Source organism: Candidatus Babeliales bacterium (genome assembly GCA_040879965.1).
GTDB lineage: Bacteria > Babelota > Babeliae > Babelales > JACPOV01 > JBBDJI01.
Genome location: JBBDJI010000013.1, coordinates 116,182 through 135,114, shown reverse-complemented (window position 1 = coordinate 135,114; position 18,933 = coordinate 116,182). Strand labels below are relative to the sequence as shown.

The 18,933-nt window shown below is 33.2% G+C and carries 17 protein-coding genes; 7 read left to right on the top strand and 10 right to left on the bottom strand.

From position 1 onward, the window contains the following. Positions 1–62 precede the first annotated feature (62 nt). Positions 63–317: a hypothetical protein gene (locus WDZ41_04280; GenBank protein ID MEX0940551.1), complete on the top strand. Its 255-nt coding sequence runs from the start codon at positions 63–65 to the stop codon at positions 315–317. Positions 318–396: 79 nt separating this feature from the next. Here the strand turns inward: WDZ41_04280 and nth are convergent, their stop codons facing one another. Beyond that, entirely contained in the window at positions 397–1,098 is a 702-nt protein-coding gene (gene nth / locus WDZ41_04275; protein MEX0940550.1) for an endonuclease III, read from the bottom strand. Positions 1,099–1,305: 207 nt separating this feature from the next. Here nth and WDZ41_04270 point away from each other — a divergent pair, with 207 nt between their 5' ends. From WDZ41_04270 to WDZ41_04255, 4 genes are all read left to right on the top strand, one after another. Beyond that, positions 1,306–4,017 (top strand): sigma 54-interacting transcriptional regulator, encoded by a 2,712-nt coding sequence (locus WDZ41_04270; protein MEX0940549.1) that lies wholly within the window; start codon positions 1,306–1,308, stop codon positions 4,015–4,017. A gap of 43 nt (positions 4,018–4,060) precedes the next feature. Beyond that, complete coding sequence (gene xerA, locus WDZ41_04265) at positions 4,061–4,981, top strand: site-specific tyrosine recombinase/integron integrase (GenBank protein MEX0940548.1); 921 nt, start codon at positions 4,061–4,063, stop codon at positions 4,979–4,981. Between the two features lie 7 nt (positions 4,982–4,988). After that, positions 4,989–6,722: a penicillin-binding protein 2 gene (mrdA, locus tag WDZ41_04260; protein ID MEX0940547.1), complete on the top strand. Its 1,734-nt coding sequence runs from the start codon at positions 4,989–4,991 to the stop codon at positions 6,720–6,722. 110 nt (positions 6,723–6,832) lie between these two features. After that, on the top strand, positions 6,833–7,234 hold the full coding sequence (locus WDZ41_04255) for a hypothetical protein (protein ID MEX0940546.1): 402 nt from the start codon (positions 6,833–6,835) through the stop codon (positions 7,232–7,234). A 67-nt stretch (positions 7,235–7,301) separates the two neighbouring features. On the opposite strand, the gene rpsT is transcribed toward WDZ41_04255, so the two are convergent. The 4 genes from rpsT to ftsH form a co-directional block, all read right to left on the bottom strand. Next, the gene (gene rpsT, locus WDZ41_04250; GenBank protein ID MEX0940545.1) at positions 7,302–7,589 is read right to left on the bottom strand and encodes a 30S ribosomal protein S20; all 288 of its coding nucleotides are present in this window, start codon (positions 7,587–7,589) and stop codon (positions 7,302–7,304) included. 17 nt (positions 7,590–7,606) lie between these two features. Next, a complete protein-coding gene (gene rpmB / locus WDZ41_04245) occupies positions 7,607–7,810 on the bottom strand; it encodes a 50S ribosomal protein L28 (GenBank protein MEX0940544.1) in 204 nt (67 codons plus the stop codon). A 75-nt stretch (positions 7,811–7,885) separates the two neighbouring features. Next, positions 7,886–8,671 carry an inositol monophosphatase family protein gene (locus WDZ41_04240; GenBank protein ID MEX0940543.1) on the bottom strand — a complete coding sequence of 262 codons (786 nt, stop codon included), beginning with the start codon at positions 8,669–8,671 and terminating at the stop codon, positions 7,886–7,888. Beyond that, on the bottom strand, positions 8,664–11,336 hold the full coding sequence (gene ftsH / locus WDZ41_04235) for an ATP-dependent zinc metalloprotease FtsH (protein MEX0940542.1): 2,673 nt from the start codon (positions 11,334–11,336) through the stop codon (positions 8,664–8,666). The genes WDZ41_04240 and ftsH overlap by 8 nt, the downstream gene beginning before the upstream one ends. A 366-nt stretch (positions 11,337–11,702) precedes the next feature. Between ftsH and WDZ41_04230 the strand changes: the two genes are divergently transcribed. Further along, positions 11,703–12,596, top strand: a complete 894-nt coding sequence (locus WDZ41_04230) for an ankyrin repeat domain-containing protein (protein MEX0940541.1) — start codon at positions 11,703–11,705, stop codon at positions 12,594–12,596. A gap of 4 nt (positions 12,597–12,600) precedes the next feature. Here WDZ41_04230 and WDZ41_04225 read toward each other — a convergent pair whose 3' ends face one another. Genes WDZ41_04225 through WDZ41_04210 form a run of 4 tightly spaced genes read right to left on the bottom strand, consistent with a single transcriptional unit; the run spans position 12,601 to position 15,921 of the window. Further along, the gene (locus tag WDZ41_04225) at positions 12,601–13,953 is read right to left on the bottom strand and encodes a hypothetical protein (GenBank protein ID MEX0940540.1); all 1,353 of its coding nucleotides are present in this window, start codon (positions 13,951–13,953) and stop codon (positions 12,601–12,603) included. Positions 13,954–13,963: 10 nt separating this feature from the next. Beyond that, positions 13,964–14,812, bottom strand: a complete 849-nt coding sequence (locus WDZ41_04220) for a TonB C-terminal domain-containing protein (protein MEX0940539.1) — start codon at positions 14,810–14,812, stop codon at positions 13,964–13,966. After that, a complete protein-coding gene (locus tag WDZ41_04215) occupies positions 14,769–15,212 on the bottom strand; it encodes a biopolymer transporter ExbD (GenBank protein ID MEX0940538.1) in 444 nt (147 codons plus the stop codon). The genes WDZ41_04220 and WDZ41_04215 overlap by 44 nt, the downstream gene beginning before the upstream one ends. Positions 15,213–15,234: 22 nt before the next feature. Then, complete coding sequence (locus tag WDZ41_04210; GenBank protein MEX0940537.1) at positions 15,235–15,921, bottom strand: MotA/TolQ/ExbB proton channel family protein; 687 nt, start codon at positions 15,919–15,921, stop codon at positions 15,235–15,237. 215 nt (positions 15,922–16,136) lie between these two features. On the opposite strand from WDZ41_04210, the gene WDZ41_04205 reads away from it, so the two are divergent. After that, positions 16,137–17,411: a hypothetical protein gene (locus tag WDZ41_04205; GenBank protein ID MEX0940536.1), complete on the top strand. Its 1,275-nt coding sequence runs from the start codon at positions 16,137–16,139 to the stop codon at positions 17,409–17,411. Here WDZ41_04205 and WDZ41_04200 read toward each other — a convergent pair. Beyond that, positions 17,408–18,820 carry an HD domain-containing protein gene (locus tag WDZ41_04200; protein ID MEX0940535.1) on the bottom strand — a complete coding sequence of 471 codons (1,413 nt, stop codon included), beginning with the start codon at positions 18,818–18,820 and terminating at the stop codon, positions 17,408–17,410. The genes WDZ41_04205 and WDZ41_04200 overlap by 4 nt on opposite strands. Positions 18,821–18,933: the final 113 nt, after the last annotated feature.

Genomic DNA, 18,933 nt, shown 5'->3' with positions numbered 1-18,933 from the left:
CAATCAGTAATATTAGTAATGAGGATGAAATATTGTGTAATCCTTTTAAAAGGAGAAGTGTAATGGCAAAGCGAAGAAAAAAAGCAGCTAAAAAATCTGCTGCTAAAAAAGGCGTAGCTAAAAAAGCTACTAAAAAACGTAAAGTAGCTAAAAAAGCAGTTGGACGCAAAAAAACTGCTAAAAAAGCTACCAAAAAACGTAAAGTAGCTAAAAAAGCCGCTGGGCGTAAAAAAACCGCTAAAAAAGCTACAGGACGTAGAAAAGGAGCTGCTCGTAAAGCAGGCGCGCGTCGTAAAGCAACGAAAAAAGCTGCTTAAGCTTAGCGTAAATATAAAAAATAAAAACGTCGTATCAACTCGGCGTTTTTATTTTTTGTTTTCTTTATTAATTTTATATTTATCGACTTTTAATCACACCAACTCGATCACACACATCAAAAAGTGCACATCTTGAACAAAATGGTGAAATAGGAACACAAATATTCTGGCCCCACATTACTAATAATCGATTCCATTCAATCCAAAATTGTTTTGGTAACACTTTTTCCAGTTCTTTTTCAGTTTCTTCTGGTTTTTGCGTTGCGATAAGCCCTAGTCGATTAGAAATACGATGCACATGGGTATCAACACAAATTGCTGGAATACCAAATCCTTCACCAAGCACTAAATTTGCTGTTTTGCGGCCAACACCAGGTAAACTTAATAATTCTTCACGCGTGCTTGGCACCTTGCCATCAAATCGTGTAATAATTTGATCTGCAACATCATGGAGTACTGCAGCTTTTTTCTGATAAAAGCCAACTGGATAAATAAGTTTCTCTAATTTCATCTTCGAAATTTTTAATAATTGCTGCGGAGTCCGCGCAATTGTAAATAATTCAAGGCAAATAGGTAAAGTCGTGGTGTCTTTAGCTCGCAAACTTAAAAGACAGCTGATTAAGATTAAGAAAGGATCATGACCAAATTTTTCAGAAATAGAAAAAACCATCGGCTGCTGCATACCTAGGGTATTTTTTTGCAAAAGATCAATTATTTTTAATGCTCTTTTACGTTGCTCTTCAACCGATGGCTTTATAGTGCTATTTTTGTGAATAGCCACTCCAATTTGTTATAACAGTATTTTTTTGGTAAAATTAATCCATAAAAGGTGGCGCAATGGATAAAATAAATGTTAAGACTGTCAAGCTCATTTGAGTTAATCTTAAAATACTGAATTTCATAGTACCTCCTAAAAATTTAGGTTTTAAAAATATTTCTTATTATTATGCTGTAGTGTACTAAAATTATTTAACTGATTCAAGATAATATGTTCAATATTTTATATTTTTTTGAGACAATAATAAATAGCTTTCCGTTTTTATTACTTATTACATTAATATCAATTAGTTTTAAAACAGGTTTATTAATTTTTATTATCATTCATGGATTTTTTAGATCAACGAGTGTGAAAAAGCCATGGATTTTTCTATCTATTGTAATTATAAGTGCCATGTTTTCTGATATGGCTTGGATTATTTTTACAATCAAAAAACTTTTTATTCCAGATTTTTCTTATAAGCTCGTATCATTTTTTATACGAATATCTTGGATATGGTTTATTGTTGAATATCAAGCTTTAAGTCTTTTCATTGAAAGTTTAATTAATAAAGACTATAAAATTTCTATATTTCAATATTTCTTTATTGGAATAGGTATATTATTTTCTTTTTTACATCTTTATCTAGCAATACAAAATATTTTTTTCGCCTCTACAATATCTTTTAAGTATAGCTTATATACTATTAGTACCATTTATAATTTTTTCCCTATAGTTTTTAGTTTGTATTTCACTTTAAAAAAACTAAAAACAACTTTTCTCCCCAAAATTTTACATCAACAAGCAAAAGTATTTATTAAATTTCTAATCGCTCCTCATTTAATCTCTGATTTTATACAGTTATATCCATTTTCATTTTACCCTTCCTACATTGCCAGCAACTATGCAGTTGTCAGCATTTCTACGGCTGCATTAACTTTTGCGCTCTATTTTTCTGCAAAAAAAGTAATGGGTCTACGCTTTTTAAATTTTCAAAATCATGTGCAATCAGTTTCTTCATTTAACTTTATTGATGATTTTAAAAATACGCTTGAACAGCTCGGGCAAGTTACTAACATGAAGGAATTGAATCATATTGCACAGTCATTTTTCAAAAATATGTTTAGCGTTCATCCAAATCGCATTATGCTTGTTATGCGAAAAATAAAAAGAAAACAAGAACCTGATGATACCGTTGATTCGTTAAATCCGATTGAAAAAACAGTAGAGGCATTTATCAGTCATCATGAAAATGAAGGCTGCTCAATTGCCAACTATTTAAGGCAAGAAAAAATATTAATTATGGATGAAATTGAGTTTAGCAATTTTTATGAAAATTCAGCTACATCACAAGAAATACTACCTTTTTTAAAACAAATTAATGTTGATATCTTTTTACCTATTTACGAAAAAAACACTATTATTGGTTATATCGTTGTAGAACGTGATTCTCGCTCTGAAGAATTTTATAGCAATATAGAGCGGGATGAGATGGTGGTATTTGCTAGTTATCTTGCTAATATTATTAACTTACTCGAAAATAGAAACCTAGTTACTATCATTCAAAAAGAAAAAGAACTGCAAGAAGAACTGTATCGTAAACTTCATGAGATTAACCAGTATAAAGAGAGTATTCGATCTTTCTTGCGTGATAACAAACAACGTAAAATTGGCATTTTATTTTATAAGCAACGCCGTTTTATTTATGCTAATCAAACGGCAAAAGATTTATTACAAGTTAATATCAATGTGCAGGAAGGGCATCCATTAACTAAATCGCTATACAAGCTTTCACAGCAGGTGCAGGAATATAAAACAAGTTATACATGTCTAGTAAAAGATACAATCGGAAATCGTTTAGTTTTATCAGCTATCCCAAATTTAGAACAAAACAATATCATTATTTTGGTTTATTACCCAGAAATCTCTGATATTGTTAAAGAACAAGTTGATTTACTTAAAAATCCTTCAGAATGGGATTATCTCTTATATCTAGAAACCACTGCTTCTGGAAAATTAATCAAACAGCTTATTCCTGGTTCTGGTGAAAAACTTCTTAATTTTAAAATTGAACTTCTTAAAACAGCACTTTCTAAAAAAGCACTGTTACTTGAAATACCAGAGGCAGATATCATGCCTATGGTTGAGCTATTGCATCATATTAGTTTACGAGAAACTTTACATATTCTTAAACTACAAGCGCCTGAAAAAAACTTTGCAACCGCAATGAAGCTATTTGGTATGAATTCTATTTTTGGTTTAAATCGTGAACTTGCTTTACTGGAAAAACTTAATGAAGTCGGAACCTTGTTCATTGAAAATATTCATTTTCTTGATTTAGAAACCCAGCATCACTTGGCAGAATTTATCCGTTATGGCTTTTTTCATGTATTTAAAGGAGATCATAAGATTACTGCAAATGTACGTATCATCTGCTCCACTAATCAAAATTTATCAACGCTCGTTCAAGAAGGAAGATTTTCTAGGGCACTTTTTAAAGAGCTCAACCAAACCACTTTAATTATGCCGCCTTTACTTTCATTACCAAAAAAGGAACTTACTGATCTTGCTGAAGGATTTACTGAACAAGCAATTCAAACACAGACTTTTAAAAATCTTTTGGTATTAACTGAAAAAGAAAAACTCAAACTTATAAATTCATGTCCAGCAAGTTTGCAAGAATTTAGAAGCCGTGTACAAAATATATTGTTAAAAAAATCGCAAAAAAATGAAGTTTTACAAGAAGTACAATTCGATCCTGCGTATAATGTCTCAGATCCTGAGCTGGTAGAAGCGGCACGCTTGGGCAAAAAAGCACTCAAAGATCCTAAAATACTCCGCATGCTTATGCAAAAATTTAAAAATCAAAATAAAATCGCAACATTCCTTGGCGTAAATCGCTCTTCAATCAATCGCCGATGCAAAGAGTATAATATTGATTAATCCCGCGCATTTGCGTATTGTTTAATCTAGCACAAGGAGTACTATGAAATTAAAAGATTTTAAAGAACAAAAAATAGCATTTATCACTTTTTTGAAAATAGAAAAAAACGTTTCCACTCATACCTATCGTGCCTATGAAAGTGATTTGAATCAATTAATTGAATTTTGGCAAGAAAATATAACAAGAAATAAGATCGAAATCCCGTTTCGTCTTTTAATAGAACGTTATTTTGTTGCTATGTATTATAAAAAAATAAGCAAAAGTTCTATTGCACGTAAAATTTCTTGCTTACAATCGTTTCTTAGATTTTTAAATAAGCAAGGCATTCCGATAGCATTAAAGCTAACTCGTCCGCGCCTTGATAAAAAATTACCGATATATTTAAGCATTGATGAAATTTCTTATTTATTGGATAAAATCCAGCCAAGTGAACTCACCACATCAAGCCCGCATCGTGATTTAGCGATTTTTGAATTATTATACGCTACCGGTATTCGATGCTCTGAATTAGTAAGTATTACTTTTAATAATATCGATCTAGAAAATAAAACAATCCGTATCTTTGGCAAAGGAAAAAAGGAACGTTTTGTATTGTTTGGTTCAAAAGCAAAAGAAAAAATAATTACTTATTTAGAAAAAGAACGTCTATTACAAAAAAGCGATGATGAATATCTTTTTTTAAATCATCGAGGTCAATCAATATCAACTCGTTCGATTCAACGGATTTGCGAGATGTTTCGATCATTTTTAAATATTCAAAAAAAAATAACGCCGCATAAGCTCCGTCATTCGTTTGCTACGCATTTATTAAATCAAGGTGTTGATTTACGAGTGGTTCAAGAATTACTCGGTCATGCTACACTTACAAGTACTGAAAAATACACACATGTTTCCAACACACAATTGAGTGAAATGTGCGATTCAATACATCCATTTAATTCGATTAAAAAACAATCAACGTAATTTTATTATGTCGTTAGAAGGAACGATTTTTGACCGGCATTATCAACGAGTCAGTTGTATTTTAGCAATTATTTTTTTCATTATTTTTGCGCGCCTTTTTCATCTACAAATTTATTTAGGAAATGAGCTTCAAATTCGTGCACAGAAAAATTGTATACGCACCACAAAGACTCCTTGTATACGCGGCAATATCTTAGATTGTAACGGCAAACTACTTGCTACAAATAGGCCAGTTACAAAACTTTATTGGCAAAGTTCTCACAATAAAAATTTATCAGCAGATCAACTAGATCTTTTATCATTTTTAAAAAAAGTATGTGATATAAATGAAACTGAAACCTTACATGAAAAAATTCAATACGCAAAAAAATATGGCAAAAAAGTTTTACTTGATTCGGATATTTCATTTGAACACTTGAGTAAAATTTTTGAAAAATTCCCTGATCATCCGAATATCATGATTGAAAAGGAAATTAAACGATACTATCCCTATACAATGCTTGCAAGCCATACTATCGGATACATTAGTAATATAGCATTGGATACTGAAGGAAAAATGGGCCTAGAAAAACTATTCGAAACAACGCTAAAAGGAACAAAAGGGCAGCGTATTAACTTAATAAATTCAACGGGTTCTTCTATTTTTGAACAAGAAATAAAAAAATCTTTAATTGGCAATGATATTCAAACAACACTGGATGTTTCTTTACAAATGATAGCAGAGCAATCTTTTAACAATAATCAAACTGGCGCAATGATTCTTATTGATCCAGAAAATGGCGCTATTAAAGCACTAGTATCTCGTCCAAGTTTTGATCCAAGTGTTTTTTTAAGTCCAATTAATTCGGATAAATGGCTTGCATTACAAGAAAATAAGCCTTTTTTGAATCGTGTTTTTAATGCCTGCTATCCGCCCGCATCAATTTTTAAATTAGTATCTCTTGCTGCTGGCCTTGAATTAAATATTATTAGCCCAGAAACTATTTTTGAATGTAATGGGTATCTTAAATTTCATAATTTACGGTATCATTGCGCAAAGCGCTCTGGACATGGTTTTTTAACGATGCATGAAGCGGTTGCCAAATCGTGCAATATTCCATTTTATGAAATTGGCAAACAAATATCGATTGATGATCTTGCAACATATGCTTTAAAGTTTGGTCTCGGCCAAAAAACAAATACCGTATTTGCTGAACAAGCTGGTTTGGTCCCCACACGGGAATGGAAGTATAAAAAATTAGGCGAACCTTGGTGGGCTGGCGAAACATTGCATGCCAGCATTGGTCAAGGATATTTACTGGTAACGCCAATTCAAATTGCCAGTATGATCGGTAGCATTTTTAAAGGGTACTTAGTCAATCCACGTATTTTAACACAGGAACCAATTTTCTTACGTCCTCTTAGCGTTTCTCTCTCTACACGTAATTTTCTCAAAAAATCAATGAAATCGGTGGTTACTCAAGGTACTGGAGCTCGAGTTAATACTATTGAAGATATAAAAATTTATGCTAAAACCGGAACTGCTCAGGTTAGTAAGCTCGGAAAACGCTCATTGGGTAAGGAACATTTAGAACATGCTTGGTTTGTTGCTTATATCTGTTTTAAAGAAGCTCCTCCCTTGGTTTTAGTACTACTTATAGAGCACGCCGGTTCATCTCGAGCGGCAACCTCAGTGGCAAAACAGTTTCTCAGCAGATATCGAACCCATATGATTAAGCAAGAAAAATCAAAAAAGTCTTGAAATTAAAGCTAATTATCACATAGAATATAAGTTAAGAGTGTCCACATGGCCCACAAATATTCTTATATTTGATTTTATTTAAAAATTGAAATCTACAAAAAAGGAATAAAATGAAGAAAATATTATATGGATTATTAACATTATTAATGGTTTCACTCAACTCAATATATGCACTAGAAGAAACACAACAAATAGCAAATGAAACAAAACAAATAGCACAAAAACAAACCGCTAATATAAAAAATTTACAACAACTTTCAAAACAAATTATCAATCAAATTCTTAAAATTCAACGTATGGCTATAACTAGCGGTAATAAAGATATTACCCAAGCAATTACAGATTTACAAAATTTGCTCAATTTAATCTTTGAAAAATTGCAGGAGGCCGAAGATCATTCACAAAAAATGGAAAATCTTGCAACTAGTCTTCACAAGAATATAAGTGAAGTACATCAAGCAGCAAAAGCTGCACAAAGTGAAGGTAGGCTTATTGATTATAGTGCGTTTTAAGATTGGCTTTATCAAATTCGATTATTATAAGAAAAAAAGGGAGTTAAAAAAACTCCCTTTTTAATTTTTACTTTGAAGCTTGTTGCTCTTTTGTATATTCAGCAATTTTTTGTGCTAAATTACTAATTTTTCTGCGCACGGTATTAAAATGTAAAACACCTTTATTTTTAGCGCGTGCTAATTTTGCTTCAGCATCCTTCAGCAATTCTTTTGCTTGTTCTACTGGAGCATTTTTTTCTATAGCCGTTAAAACTTTTTTTACTGCAGTTTTAACTGATGTTTTGCGAGCGAGGTTTATTTGACGACGCTTTTCGTTTTGAATAGCTTGTTTTTTTGCTGATTTTATATTTGCCATTGAAGATAACCTCTAAATTATAAAACTTTTTCTATTTTGCCAGCTTTTACGCATTTAGTGCATACCGCACCGCGTTGTACCTTTTTTGGTTCTTGACCAACTAAGGTAAAGCGAAATTTGTGAACATTTGGGTAAAGCCAGCGTTTTGTACGGTTTTTTGCGTGACTTACCAAATTGCCAACTTGTGGTCTTTTATTACATATGGTACAAATTCGTGACATGTTTGTTGTCCTTTTTGATAGTGCAATCTTATTATTACTTTACTAAAAATATGATTTTTTTCAATGATTACTTTGTTATTTTTGCAATAATGAGAACAAATGTTGATACAAACCCTCATTTGCAGCCACATAAGAATGATATTCTGGCCTAATATCTTTACCCTCATAGGTGGAAACTACACCGCCGGCCTCTTTTATAAGCAAAATACCAGCAGCTACATCCCACCAGGCTAAATCTTCAAAAAAAAGACCATCCGCTCTGCCGCAAGCAATATATGCTTGATCTATTGCAATTGCTCCTAAATGGCGAAATGCGTATGTCCGCGTTGAAATTTGGTTAAGATTCTCTAAAACTCTTAAAAATGTCTTTCCTTTTTTATAAGGAAACCCAACCAAAAGCAACGTCTTATCAAGCGGCCTATCCTGCGCAATGGCAATCTTTTTTTGATTTAAAAATGATCCTTTTCCTTTTTGAGCATAAAATAACTCATCAAATAATGGTAGAAAGATCATACCAAAAATAGGTTCATTAAAATAGGTCAACGCAATCGAAATACAAAAATGTGGTATACCAAAAGCAAAATTAGTCGTTCCATCGAGTGGATCAATAACCCAGCAATAACCATCTGCAGTATTGCCCTTTTTACCCGATTCTTCTGCAAAAAATGATGCTTCAGGTAATACTTGATGTAATGCTTCAATTAAGTATTCTTCACTCGCAATATCAGCCTCAGTCACAAAACCATGGTCTTTTTTTTGTGATCTTATAATGGGCTTTTGCCAATATGAAAGTAAAATATCACCCGCTTTACGAATAATAGGTTCCACCGATTTTTGTAAATCAATGTCCGGTTTAAGCATCCTCGTCCTTATCAACCAATTTAAAACTTTCTCTTGGCTGAATATTTAACAGAGCATAAATTTCATCCGCAAATAAGGTTTCTTTTTCTAATAAAGCCAATGCTAATTTTTCTAATTTATCCTTATTTGAACGTAATAATTCTTCAGTTTGAGCTTGCGCATCAGCCAGAACTTTATGAACCACGTCATCAATTCGTTCTGCAGTTTTTTGAGAATATTCAAATTCACCACGTCCTTGATTATACACTACGGGGCCAAGTTCATCAGTCATACCATATGAACACACCATTTTTCGTGCCCAATGCGTAGCCTTTTGAAAATCATCAGCAGCACCTGAACTTAAAACATTAAAGAATAATTGTTCAGCAATACGCCCTCCAAGACAAACCATTAAAAGCGTAAATAGTTCTTCTTTGGTTGAAAGATATTTGTCTTTTTCAGGCAATGAATGAGTTACCCCAAGCGCTTTGCCACGTGGTACAATAGTAACCTTGTGCAGTGGATCTGAAACTTTAGGAAGCAGTAATCTCACTAAAGCATGTCCTGATTCATGATAGGCAACCATGTTTCGTTCTTGATCTGACAATACAATTGATCTTAATTCTTTACCCAACATAATTTTATCACGCGCATCTTCAAAATCATACATGGTAACAGTTTCTTGCTCAGTCTTTTTGGTTGCGATTAATGCTGCCTCATTAACTAAATGAGCAAGATCTGCGCCTGAAAAACCGGGCGTACCACGAGCGATGCGGGTAACATCAACTGCTGGATCAATTTTTATATTTTTTGCATGAACTTGTAAAATTTGTTCACGACTTTTAAGATCTGGATATGGTACATCAATGCGCTTGTCAAATCTACCTGGCCGCAATAATGCGTTATCTAAAATATCAGGTCGATTGGTAGCAGCCATAATAATTATTGAAGAATCTTCTGAATTGAATCCATCCATTTCAGTTAATAATTGATTTAATGTTTGTGCCCGTTCATCACTGCCACCATCAAAGCCAGCTACTCGCTTACCACCAACGGCATCAATTTCATCAATAAAAATAATACTTGGCATGTGACGACGCGCTTGACCAAATAGATCACGTACTCGAGAAGCACCAACACCAACATACATTTCAACAAAATCAGAAGCACTGACGCTAAAAAATGGACAATTAGCTTCACCTGCCACTGCCTTTGCAAGCAATGTTTTTCCATTTCCTGGGTCACCAACCAATAAAAGCCCTTTAGGAAGCCTAGCGCCTAATCTACGATATTTTTCAGGTGTTTTAAGAAAATCTACCACATCCTGCAATTCCTCTTTAGCTTCAGGAATACCAGCTACATCAGCAAATTTAGTTTTTACCTGCGTAGGCATAAACATTTTAGGTTTGCTTGAACCTTTAGCTAACATATTTCCCGCATTTCCTGATGAAGTAGCATCTCGGTTACGCATCATACTTTTGTGTGCTTCAGTTAGATCCTGCATTGACACACTATTTTGATTTTTTTTAGAAGCATTAATTGCGGCTTCATTCATCAAATTAGCAAGATCTGCACCTGAAAATCCGGCTGTTTCTTTTGCTAAGTATTCTAAATCAACATCAGCATCAATTTTTACATTACCAGCGTGTATCTTTAAAATTTGTTCACGCGCTTCTTGATCTGGATATTGCACAGTCACCCAACGATCAAATCTACCAGGTCGCAATAATGCCTTATCTAATACATCGGGAATATTAGTAGCAGCAATCACAATTACGGGAGATTGATAGGTCTCAAAACCATCCATTTCAGTTAATAATTGATTAAGAGTTTGTTCACGCTCATCATGTCCACCACCAAAACCACTTCCACGAGAACGGCCAATAGCATCAATTTCATCAATAAAAATAATGCATGGTGAATTTTTTCGTGCTTGTGCAAATAGATCACGTACGCGTGCAGCACCTACTCCAACAAAAACTTCAATAAAATCAGAACCAGTTATACTAAAAAATGGACAATTAGCTTCACCAGCTATTGCTTTTGCCAAAAGTGTTTTTCCATTTCCTGGTTCTCCTACTAAAAGTATACCGCGAGGCACTTTTGCGCCAAGACGATGATATTTGTCTGGGTTTTTTAAAAAGTCTACTACATCTTTCAAGGCACTTTTTGCCTCATGAACTCCTGCCACCGAATCAAAAGTAGCACTAATCATCGAAGGGTTAAACATTTTTGCGCGGCTTTTACCCATAGAGAAAATACCACTGGAGCCGCCTGAACCATTTCGATTTTGTTTGAAAAAGTACCAAATACCGAGTGGCACCGTTAATAAAATCATCAATAGAAAAATATACCAAGGGCCAAGAGGGCTCGAATTGGGTGCCACTGAAAATTCAACGTCATGCTTACGCAATGTATCAAAATTTTGTGCTCCCTCTGCAATAACTGCTTCAAACCGAGAGCCATCCTTTAAAGCGCCGTAAACATCTTGCCCGGCAATATGAACTGATTTCACATCACCACGCTCTACTGCATCAATAAAAGATGAATAATTCATTGTTTTGACGTGACGGGTATAATCGGTCAATTTAGTTAATGCTAAAATGGAAACAAGAAAGAAAAATACTATAATAAAAACCCCTTTAGGGCCTTTGGCAAAACTGTTATTGCGCATGCGATGTCTCATAATATTCCTATTTTATTAAACGTTAATTACTCTGCAATAAGCATATAAGTTGTTAAAATCCTATAGCTTGAAACTTTTTATTCTAATTGTACTATAAAATTTCAATAATAGAAAGGTACAAGAAAAATTCCTTTCATAATAATATAATGTACGAAAATTGTCGACTTTTAAGCAACTATAAAGCCCAATGCTCTATAAAATTCCTTTTAAAGAACCAGAACAGGGCAATTTTATCTTTTACCGAAGATTCTCATAATATCTCAAAGAATACGCCTTTGACAAATCATTGCTATTATAAAATAATACAATTATATTCTCGTTAAAAATATAAAAATTGCCCAACCTATATATTTCAATGTGAGACCAATGAAAAAATTATTTTATCTCTTATTTATTTTTCTCGGATTAGGTAATTGTCTGCCAAGCAGTTCATTATATGGAATGGAAAAAGCTTTAACAGAAAAAATTAAACCGTGTATATATGAAAAAATACATCTGATTAATTACTTAGCTGGGGATAAAAAAACTGAAATAAGAGATTATACTCCTCTAATATTATCCCATACCTACAATACTCCACAAGAAGCTTTATTTGATCCCAAAATACCTTATAGAGTTTTTCAAGAAGTTACATCACAATTAAGCCATAAAGATTTCTTATCTGTTAACAAAGATAATGAAACTCCACTGCATTTTCATGCTGCAGCAGGAAATAAAAAAATTGTTGAATCTTTATTGAAGAAAAATTGTTACTCTGAATATACTCACAATAGTTGCTGGACCCCATTAATTTTGGCTGCAGGAAACGGGCATTATGAAGTTGTAGAATTTTTAATAAAAAATGGTGTCGATGTTAATGAACATGTACTACTTGATTCTTGGAATGCATTAATGGTTGCCATAAAAAATGGACGTATAGAAATTGTAGAGTTACTTCTTAAAAATGGTGCTGAGGTAAGTTCAGTTGGTTCTACACCATTAATGTTGGCTATAGAAGGTAACCATCTTAATATCTTAAAATTAATTATTAAATATACAGATAATTATACTGCACTTGATTTTTTGACCACATTTGAAGATTTGACCACAGAAGAACAGGAAATAGCAATTAAATTATTAAAGTGGACTTATTATTATAAACTAAAAATACAAAGATATCGAAGTTTTGTAAACAATAATAAATTAGCTGTTGCCTCCGGAATTGGACTTATTGGTCTCGGTGTAGCCTTTGGAATTAAATATTTTACTTCAAGAAAATAATCGCTCAATCCCGCGATGCCAATACAATTGGCCGCTCATATTGTGGCGACCAAGCAGGATAGGTGCAACGCTCATGGGCGGCGGTAATAAATTGTTGCTCACGAGTATTAGTATTAAATAATGCAATTCTACTCGTTTTACCTGTATCAACGCTGTATGCTAATAAATTCCCACACGGAGACCATGTACATTCTTCTTTGTGCGTATTATCAAAAGTTACTTGTTCATGTTTTTTCGTTTTAGTGTCATACAAATAAATCTGCATATACCCTTTCACATTTTTGCAATAAGCGATAACCTCAATTTTTGGATTTAAAACGGGACACGCATAGTAACCATTACGCGTAATTGCCTCAATCACATTATCTTTATGATGATACCGGCAAATTTGTGGGCCCTTTCCTTCAAAATCTGAGCAAAAAATAATGTCACCATTTGCGCACAAAAATGGCGATAAATTATTACCAGCATTATGCGTTAACCTTTTTAAATGAGCGGTTTCTTTATCTTCATTTAATTCATACAAATATAACTGACTTTTACTATTTATTGATAAGCAATATACAACGCGCTTACCATCAGAGGAGAAACTTGGCAGCATATTAAGCCCGTCAAAATTGGAAATAATTTTGCGCTTTTGTTTTAAATCAACTGACATTAACCTGACATTTGATAAGGTACTTTCAGAATATAAAACAAGTGGATTCTGAGTATCTTGATTCCAGCGTGGTGCAAAAACTTTACCCCGCTCGATGAGCGTATTAAGAAATGCATTATCATCAGACTTCGTTGTTTGAGCATATGGCGCAATGACACACAATTGCTTTATGCCACGTTGATTATTGGATTTAATATCTTTGCAAAAGGCAATGCGGGTTGAAAAAAATCCTGGCTGACCAGTTAACGCTGGCCATAATTGATCTGCTAAATGCTCTGCCTGTACGCGCACTGGCATATCTTGAATATTAAACTGCCCACCTTTTATCATGCTCGCATAAAAAGTATCATATAAGCGCCAAACTAATGCATTATTCTTTTTATTATATTCTAAAAAAATACCGATCGGATGGGATGAGCCATATTTTTTTATTGTTCGCTTTGATGGTATCGATAAAAAATTTTCTTGCGCAACTTGAAATCCCATTGTTTTAAAATGCTTCTGCTCCAGCATAATTTTCAGAATATCTGCACATGAAGTTAATTGTATATTATTACCAACTAATCCTAATAAAAGCGGCGTCTTTTCTGATTTTGATGCTGAAATTATCATTGATGCTTGATGATTATTTTGTGCAAGTAAAAACGGAAAATTGCATAAAATAACAATGATTAAAAAAAGTCTTTTGCAACTCATCATGTATAATGACCTACTGTTTAAAAGTTATTATTAACCGTTTACCCCACATTGTTTTTGGGTATGTAATATGAGAAAGTGCACTTCGCGCGGTAATATCGTAGGTGGATACTTGTGATGATTTTTCAATCGTCAGTTGTTCAACCGCACCGTGCTCGTTTAATGTTACGGCAATCTCGCATGTTAAATCTTTGGCCAATCCAACTGGTGACCGCCAAACATTTTCTATTTGCCGTTGCACATGCATTTGATGTTCAAGTATTATCTTATCTTCTCTGCCAATATAAATAATTTCTTGCTCATTAGATTCAGCAGTAGTTGTAGTTTGTAATGATTGCGCAGGCTTTAGTGGCTGAGCAACAGGCTCTTTATCTGGTGTTGCTATTTGCTTTGTTGCTACTTTTTTTTGATTCTGAGCTACATTATTTTTAGCGGGTACCACTTTTTTAATCGGTTCTTTTTTTAACGGCTGCGTTTTAGCAACCTTTTTCTTCATTGGTTGTGTTATAAGCTGATTTGCTGATTTTTTGTTTTGCATATTATCAGCCAATTTTTGACAATCTTCTTTTTTAACCGTATTTATTTTTGTATGATTTTTTTCAATACATGGTTTTTTTTCTGTCGATGCAATTTTAACCGCTTGAGGAATAGTTTTAAAATGCGGCAATAAAATAATTTGCGCATCTGATGACCGTCTATTTAAAATAATATGCATTGTTTGATTATTATTTTTATGTAGGCCAATAGTTAGAAAAATCAATAATATACCATGTAATGATATTGATAAGAGACAAAGTTTACCTAAAAAACGAACCCGTTTAGGCACTTGTGACAGCCATTTTTTGTGTGGCAATTTTAACATCTTTTACACCACCAATATTTTTTATCTTACTCATAACATCAACTAACGTATCGCACGTTGTTGTTGCACCATGCACTCTTACCCAAACACTTTTTTCAGTCGATGCTGCAGATGCCACAAAATAATCTTTAATTGTTTGCTCAAGCGCAACTAAAGAAACTTGTTTGTTATTAAAATAGATTTCCCCTTTTTGATCAATCGTCACTACTAATTCTTGTTGCTCCTTACCACCTTCTTTAATAGCACCTTTTGGCAATTCAACTTTAATCGCATTATTGATCATTGGTGCGGTAACCATAAAAATAATAAGCAACGTTAAAGCAGTATCTATTAATGGAGTAAGACTCACTTCCGGCGTAGAAAGTGTACGACGTCTTTTATATCTTTTTGAACGCATCATTACACATCCTTATTTAATACTTTTACCTTCTTAAAAATATCGTTTGTACCAACCATGCAAGTTTATCAGCAAGATTTAATAATTGTTGCTCCAAATGTTTAACTTGCGTATTTAAATAATGAAATATCAGCAATGCTGGTATTGCCACTATTAACCCAACGAGCGTTGTAATTAAAGCTTCCGCAATCCCTGGTGCAATAGTAACAATATCAGCTTGTTGACTTTGGCTAATACTCATAAATGCATGTACTAAACCCCAAATAGTACCAAATAATCCTAATAATGGTGCTGCCGCTGCAGTACTTGATAAAAGGGGTAAATATGATTCTTCACGATGCACAATATCATCAATTGTTTGTTCAACACGTTGTTGAAGAAGTTCTAATTCATGTTCGCTTAAAAGAATTTTACTTTCTTTTACTTCAAGTAATGCTTTAAGAAAACTTAAATTTTTATTAACTACATAACCCGGCAATGTATGTGCAAATGCTGCGGCCATTGTACGCAAATCATCTAATGTATGAACTTTTTTTAAATAACGAAGCGCTGATTGCATTTGACGTCGTTTTACGCTGAATAAAATAATTTTATAAAAAAAGACCGTCCAACATAGAATTGACATGATCAATAACACAATGATGACAAATTTAGTCATTGTATCAGATTGTATTAGCAACTGCCAAAACATGTTCCCTTGGAATAATCCCATCACGAGTCCCTTCGTATTGAAATTTAATTATTTTACGTTAAGTGGAAGCCAAGTATAACACAATTTATTATTTAGCTACATTCTATCGCAGGTTTTTTCATTAAGACAAGTATGCATTGCGAAATTTATTACAGCAGCCAAATATTACTTGCTATTTGACATATTCTCCAGATTATGCAAAAATTATAGTGTACTTTATAGTTTCGGAGGTTTTTATGATTAGAAAATATGGCACTCTCTTTTTATTATTCGCTATTTCATTCCAGCCAATTACTATCCAGGCCTGGAATTTTCAATCGTTATTAAATACAACTTTTAAGTGGGGTACTGAAAATAAAGCCTCATCTCTATTAATTGGTACTGGTTTAATCGGTTTAGGCCTTTTTAGCTGGTGGTATAATAAATTACCTAAACTGCCCGATAAAGGTACGAAAACGTCCAAAAAATTGTTTGAATTACTGCACAAAGAAACCAAACCTGATCAAATATCTACAAAAACTTCTCAACCCAGCAATGGAAAAAAAGAACCACATTTATCTACAAATGGCATGCAGACTGATAAATCTGAAGTAGAAGATAATGCTGAACTAATAATTAAACAAATTGAAGTAGTACCCCAAAAGGAAGCTGCAACATGCGGTTATCATGCTTTATTTAATGCATTAGCATTTTTTTCTGATTATATTAGCAAAACAATGAATGTAAATAGTGCAATGGAAAGTATTTTCGGTTTAATGAAATATAATTTTACTGATGCAAAACAATTTGAAAATATATTAAAAAATTGGAAGCAAACGGTCATTCAATCAAAAAAGAAACGAGCTCTTCGTAAATGGATCACGGAAAAATTAAATCAAGTTTTAAATAAGCAGCAAGATTTTAGTGACTATTATCAGGATATACTTCACTATTGTGCTGCCGGAATTGGAGAAAATGCAGCGGAATGGATTGAAAATGGTAATGAATATACTATTAATAATACAATACTACAGGGCTTTGTAAACGCTTATACATACGGAAAACCTCATTTACAGTTTTTAAATGACCCTCAAGGCGTTAAGCTTCACATGCCCATTCTTGATACACTTGAAATAAAAATTACCCCATCCATATTTAATCAAATTATTCAACAATATTTAGAAGAGAAGCATGGTGATCAATGGTTACTTGGTAGCGATATCCACGAAATCTTAAGAACTAAAATTCACGTAGATGAAGAATTAAATAACAATTTTGTTATTGTTGATGACATTGATCAATTGCCTCTTTTATCTGAAGAAATTAAATCTAAATGGCAAGCATCACAACAAGCTAATGTAAATTTCTTATTAGGTACCATGAAAGAAAAAGGCGGTGGCATGGGACATTGGTTTACTCTATCAGCACAAAAAATAAATGGGAAATCCAAATATCTTGTTGGTGATTCATTGAACCCAAATAGAAAAAATGATGAAAGAGTACACAAAGTTATTAAAATGCTTAATGCTTAATGAACCACTGAATCCAGCGCACGCTTTTTAAGTTCTTGTTTATCGATAATACCTTTTTCGATTTGAATTTGATAAGCTTTATCAAGCACTTTTCCCATTTGCGGGCCGGGCTCCATTACATCAAGTAAGTCTTTACCTTGCAAAATAGGTTCTTCTACCCGTTCAAAAACACCTGCTTGTTTTGCTTTTTTTATAAAATCAGTAATTGCTTCTGGCATGGTATCCAATGGTTCATGCCCTTTTGGATTTCTACCTTGTCTATCTGCTATTGCTAATTTTACTAAAAGACTCAAATTAGCTTCAGGAGCCAATTTCTTTGCTAATCGTTTATAAGCAGGTAATTTTGCTTTACCTCTTTCAAATTCCAACGGTTGCATATGATAATGTACTAATTTTGCTACCGTTTTAATTAATTCTTTATTATTCATAATCCGTTTAAGCATTTTTTTTGCCAAACGTTCGCCTTCTTGCGCATGGCCTCGGCTTGTTATCGCATCGTCGTTTTCTTCAGTGGTCGTAACTTTACCCAAATCATGACAAAGCGCTGCATACATAATAATTAATTTTTGCTCATCAGACTCATACTCCAATCGCGCTGCCGCATCGAGTGCTTGCATTGTGTGCTCAAATACATTGCCTTCTGGATGCCATTTTTTACCTTGCTCCACTTTTTTTGAGGCTGCAAGTTCCGGCAATATTTCCGTTAATCTTCCAATTGAATCAAGCCAACGAAAGCCAAATGATGGCTTGTCTGATTTTAAAAATAATTTATTAAATTCTTCTGATATACGTTCTTTAGATACCGTGCTGATATCCATTGATTTACATAATTCATTTAATTGCTTATCTGGTTGCATTTCAAAACGGCCAATAAATTGCATCACTCGATAAAAACGTAATGGATCTTCTAAAAATAATGTTGGCTCTGGCGTGCGCAATATACCATTTTCTAAATCATGCAAGCCATTAAATGGATCAATTAATTCATAAGTAATAATATTAATGCCCATTGCATTCATAGTTAAATCACGACGCAAAAAGGCTTTTTCAAAACTCATTGTAGGATCAAGTGTTACTTTAGGTTTTCGTCCTGGCTCATCTGTACGCGGCACCGACCAATCCGCATCAAGATTATGTAATCGCAAAACGCCAAATACTTTACCAACTAAATTTACTGAACCAAATTCTTTTAAAATATTTTCAAGCTCTTCTAATGAAAGCCCATGCACTTCAATATCTAAATCCTTGATTGATAAACCTAAAAAAAGATCACGAACCGCACCACCAACAATAAATGGTACCCCTTCTTTTTTAAATATTTTTTGTGCTATAGCTTTTACCGGTTCATACTGAGCTAGAATTTTATCTAGTTTTTTTTGTAATGCAGGTTCTATTTTTTTATGCTGCATTGATATATTTCCCTTTAAAGAAAAAATCTGAATACCGTTTTTTCTATTGTATTTCTTTTTATCGTTGCAAGAACAGAGTTAACAGAATTTTTAAAATTAGACTACTAATTAAA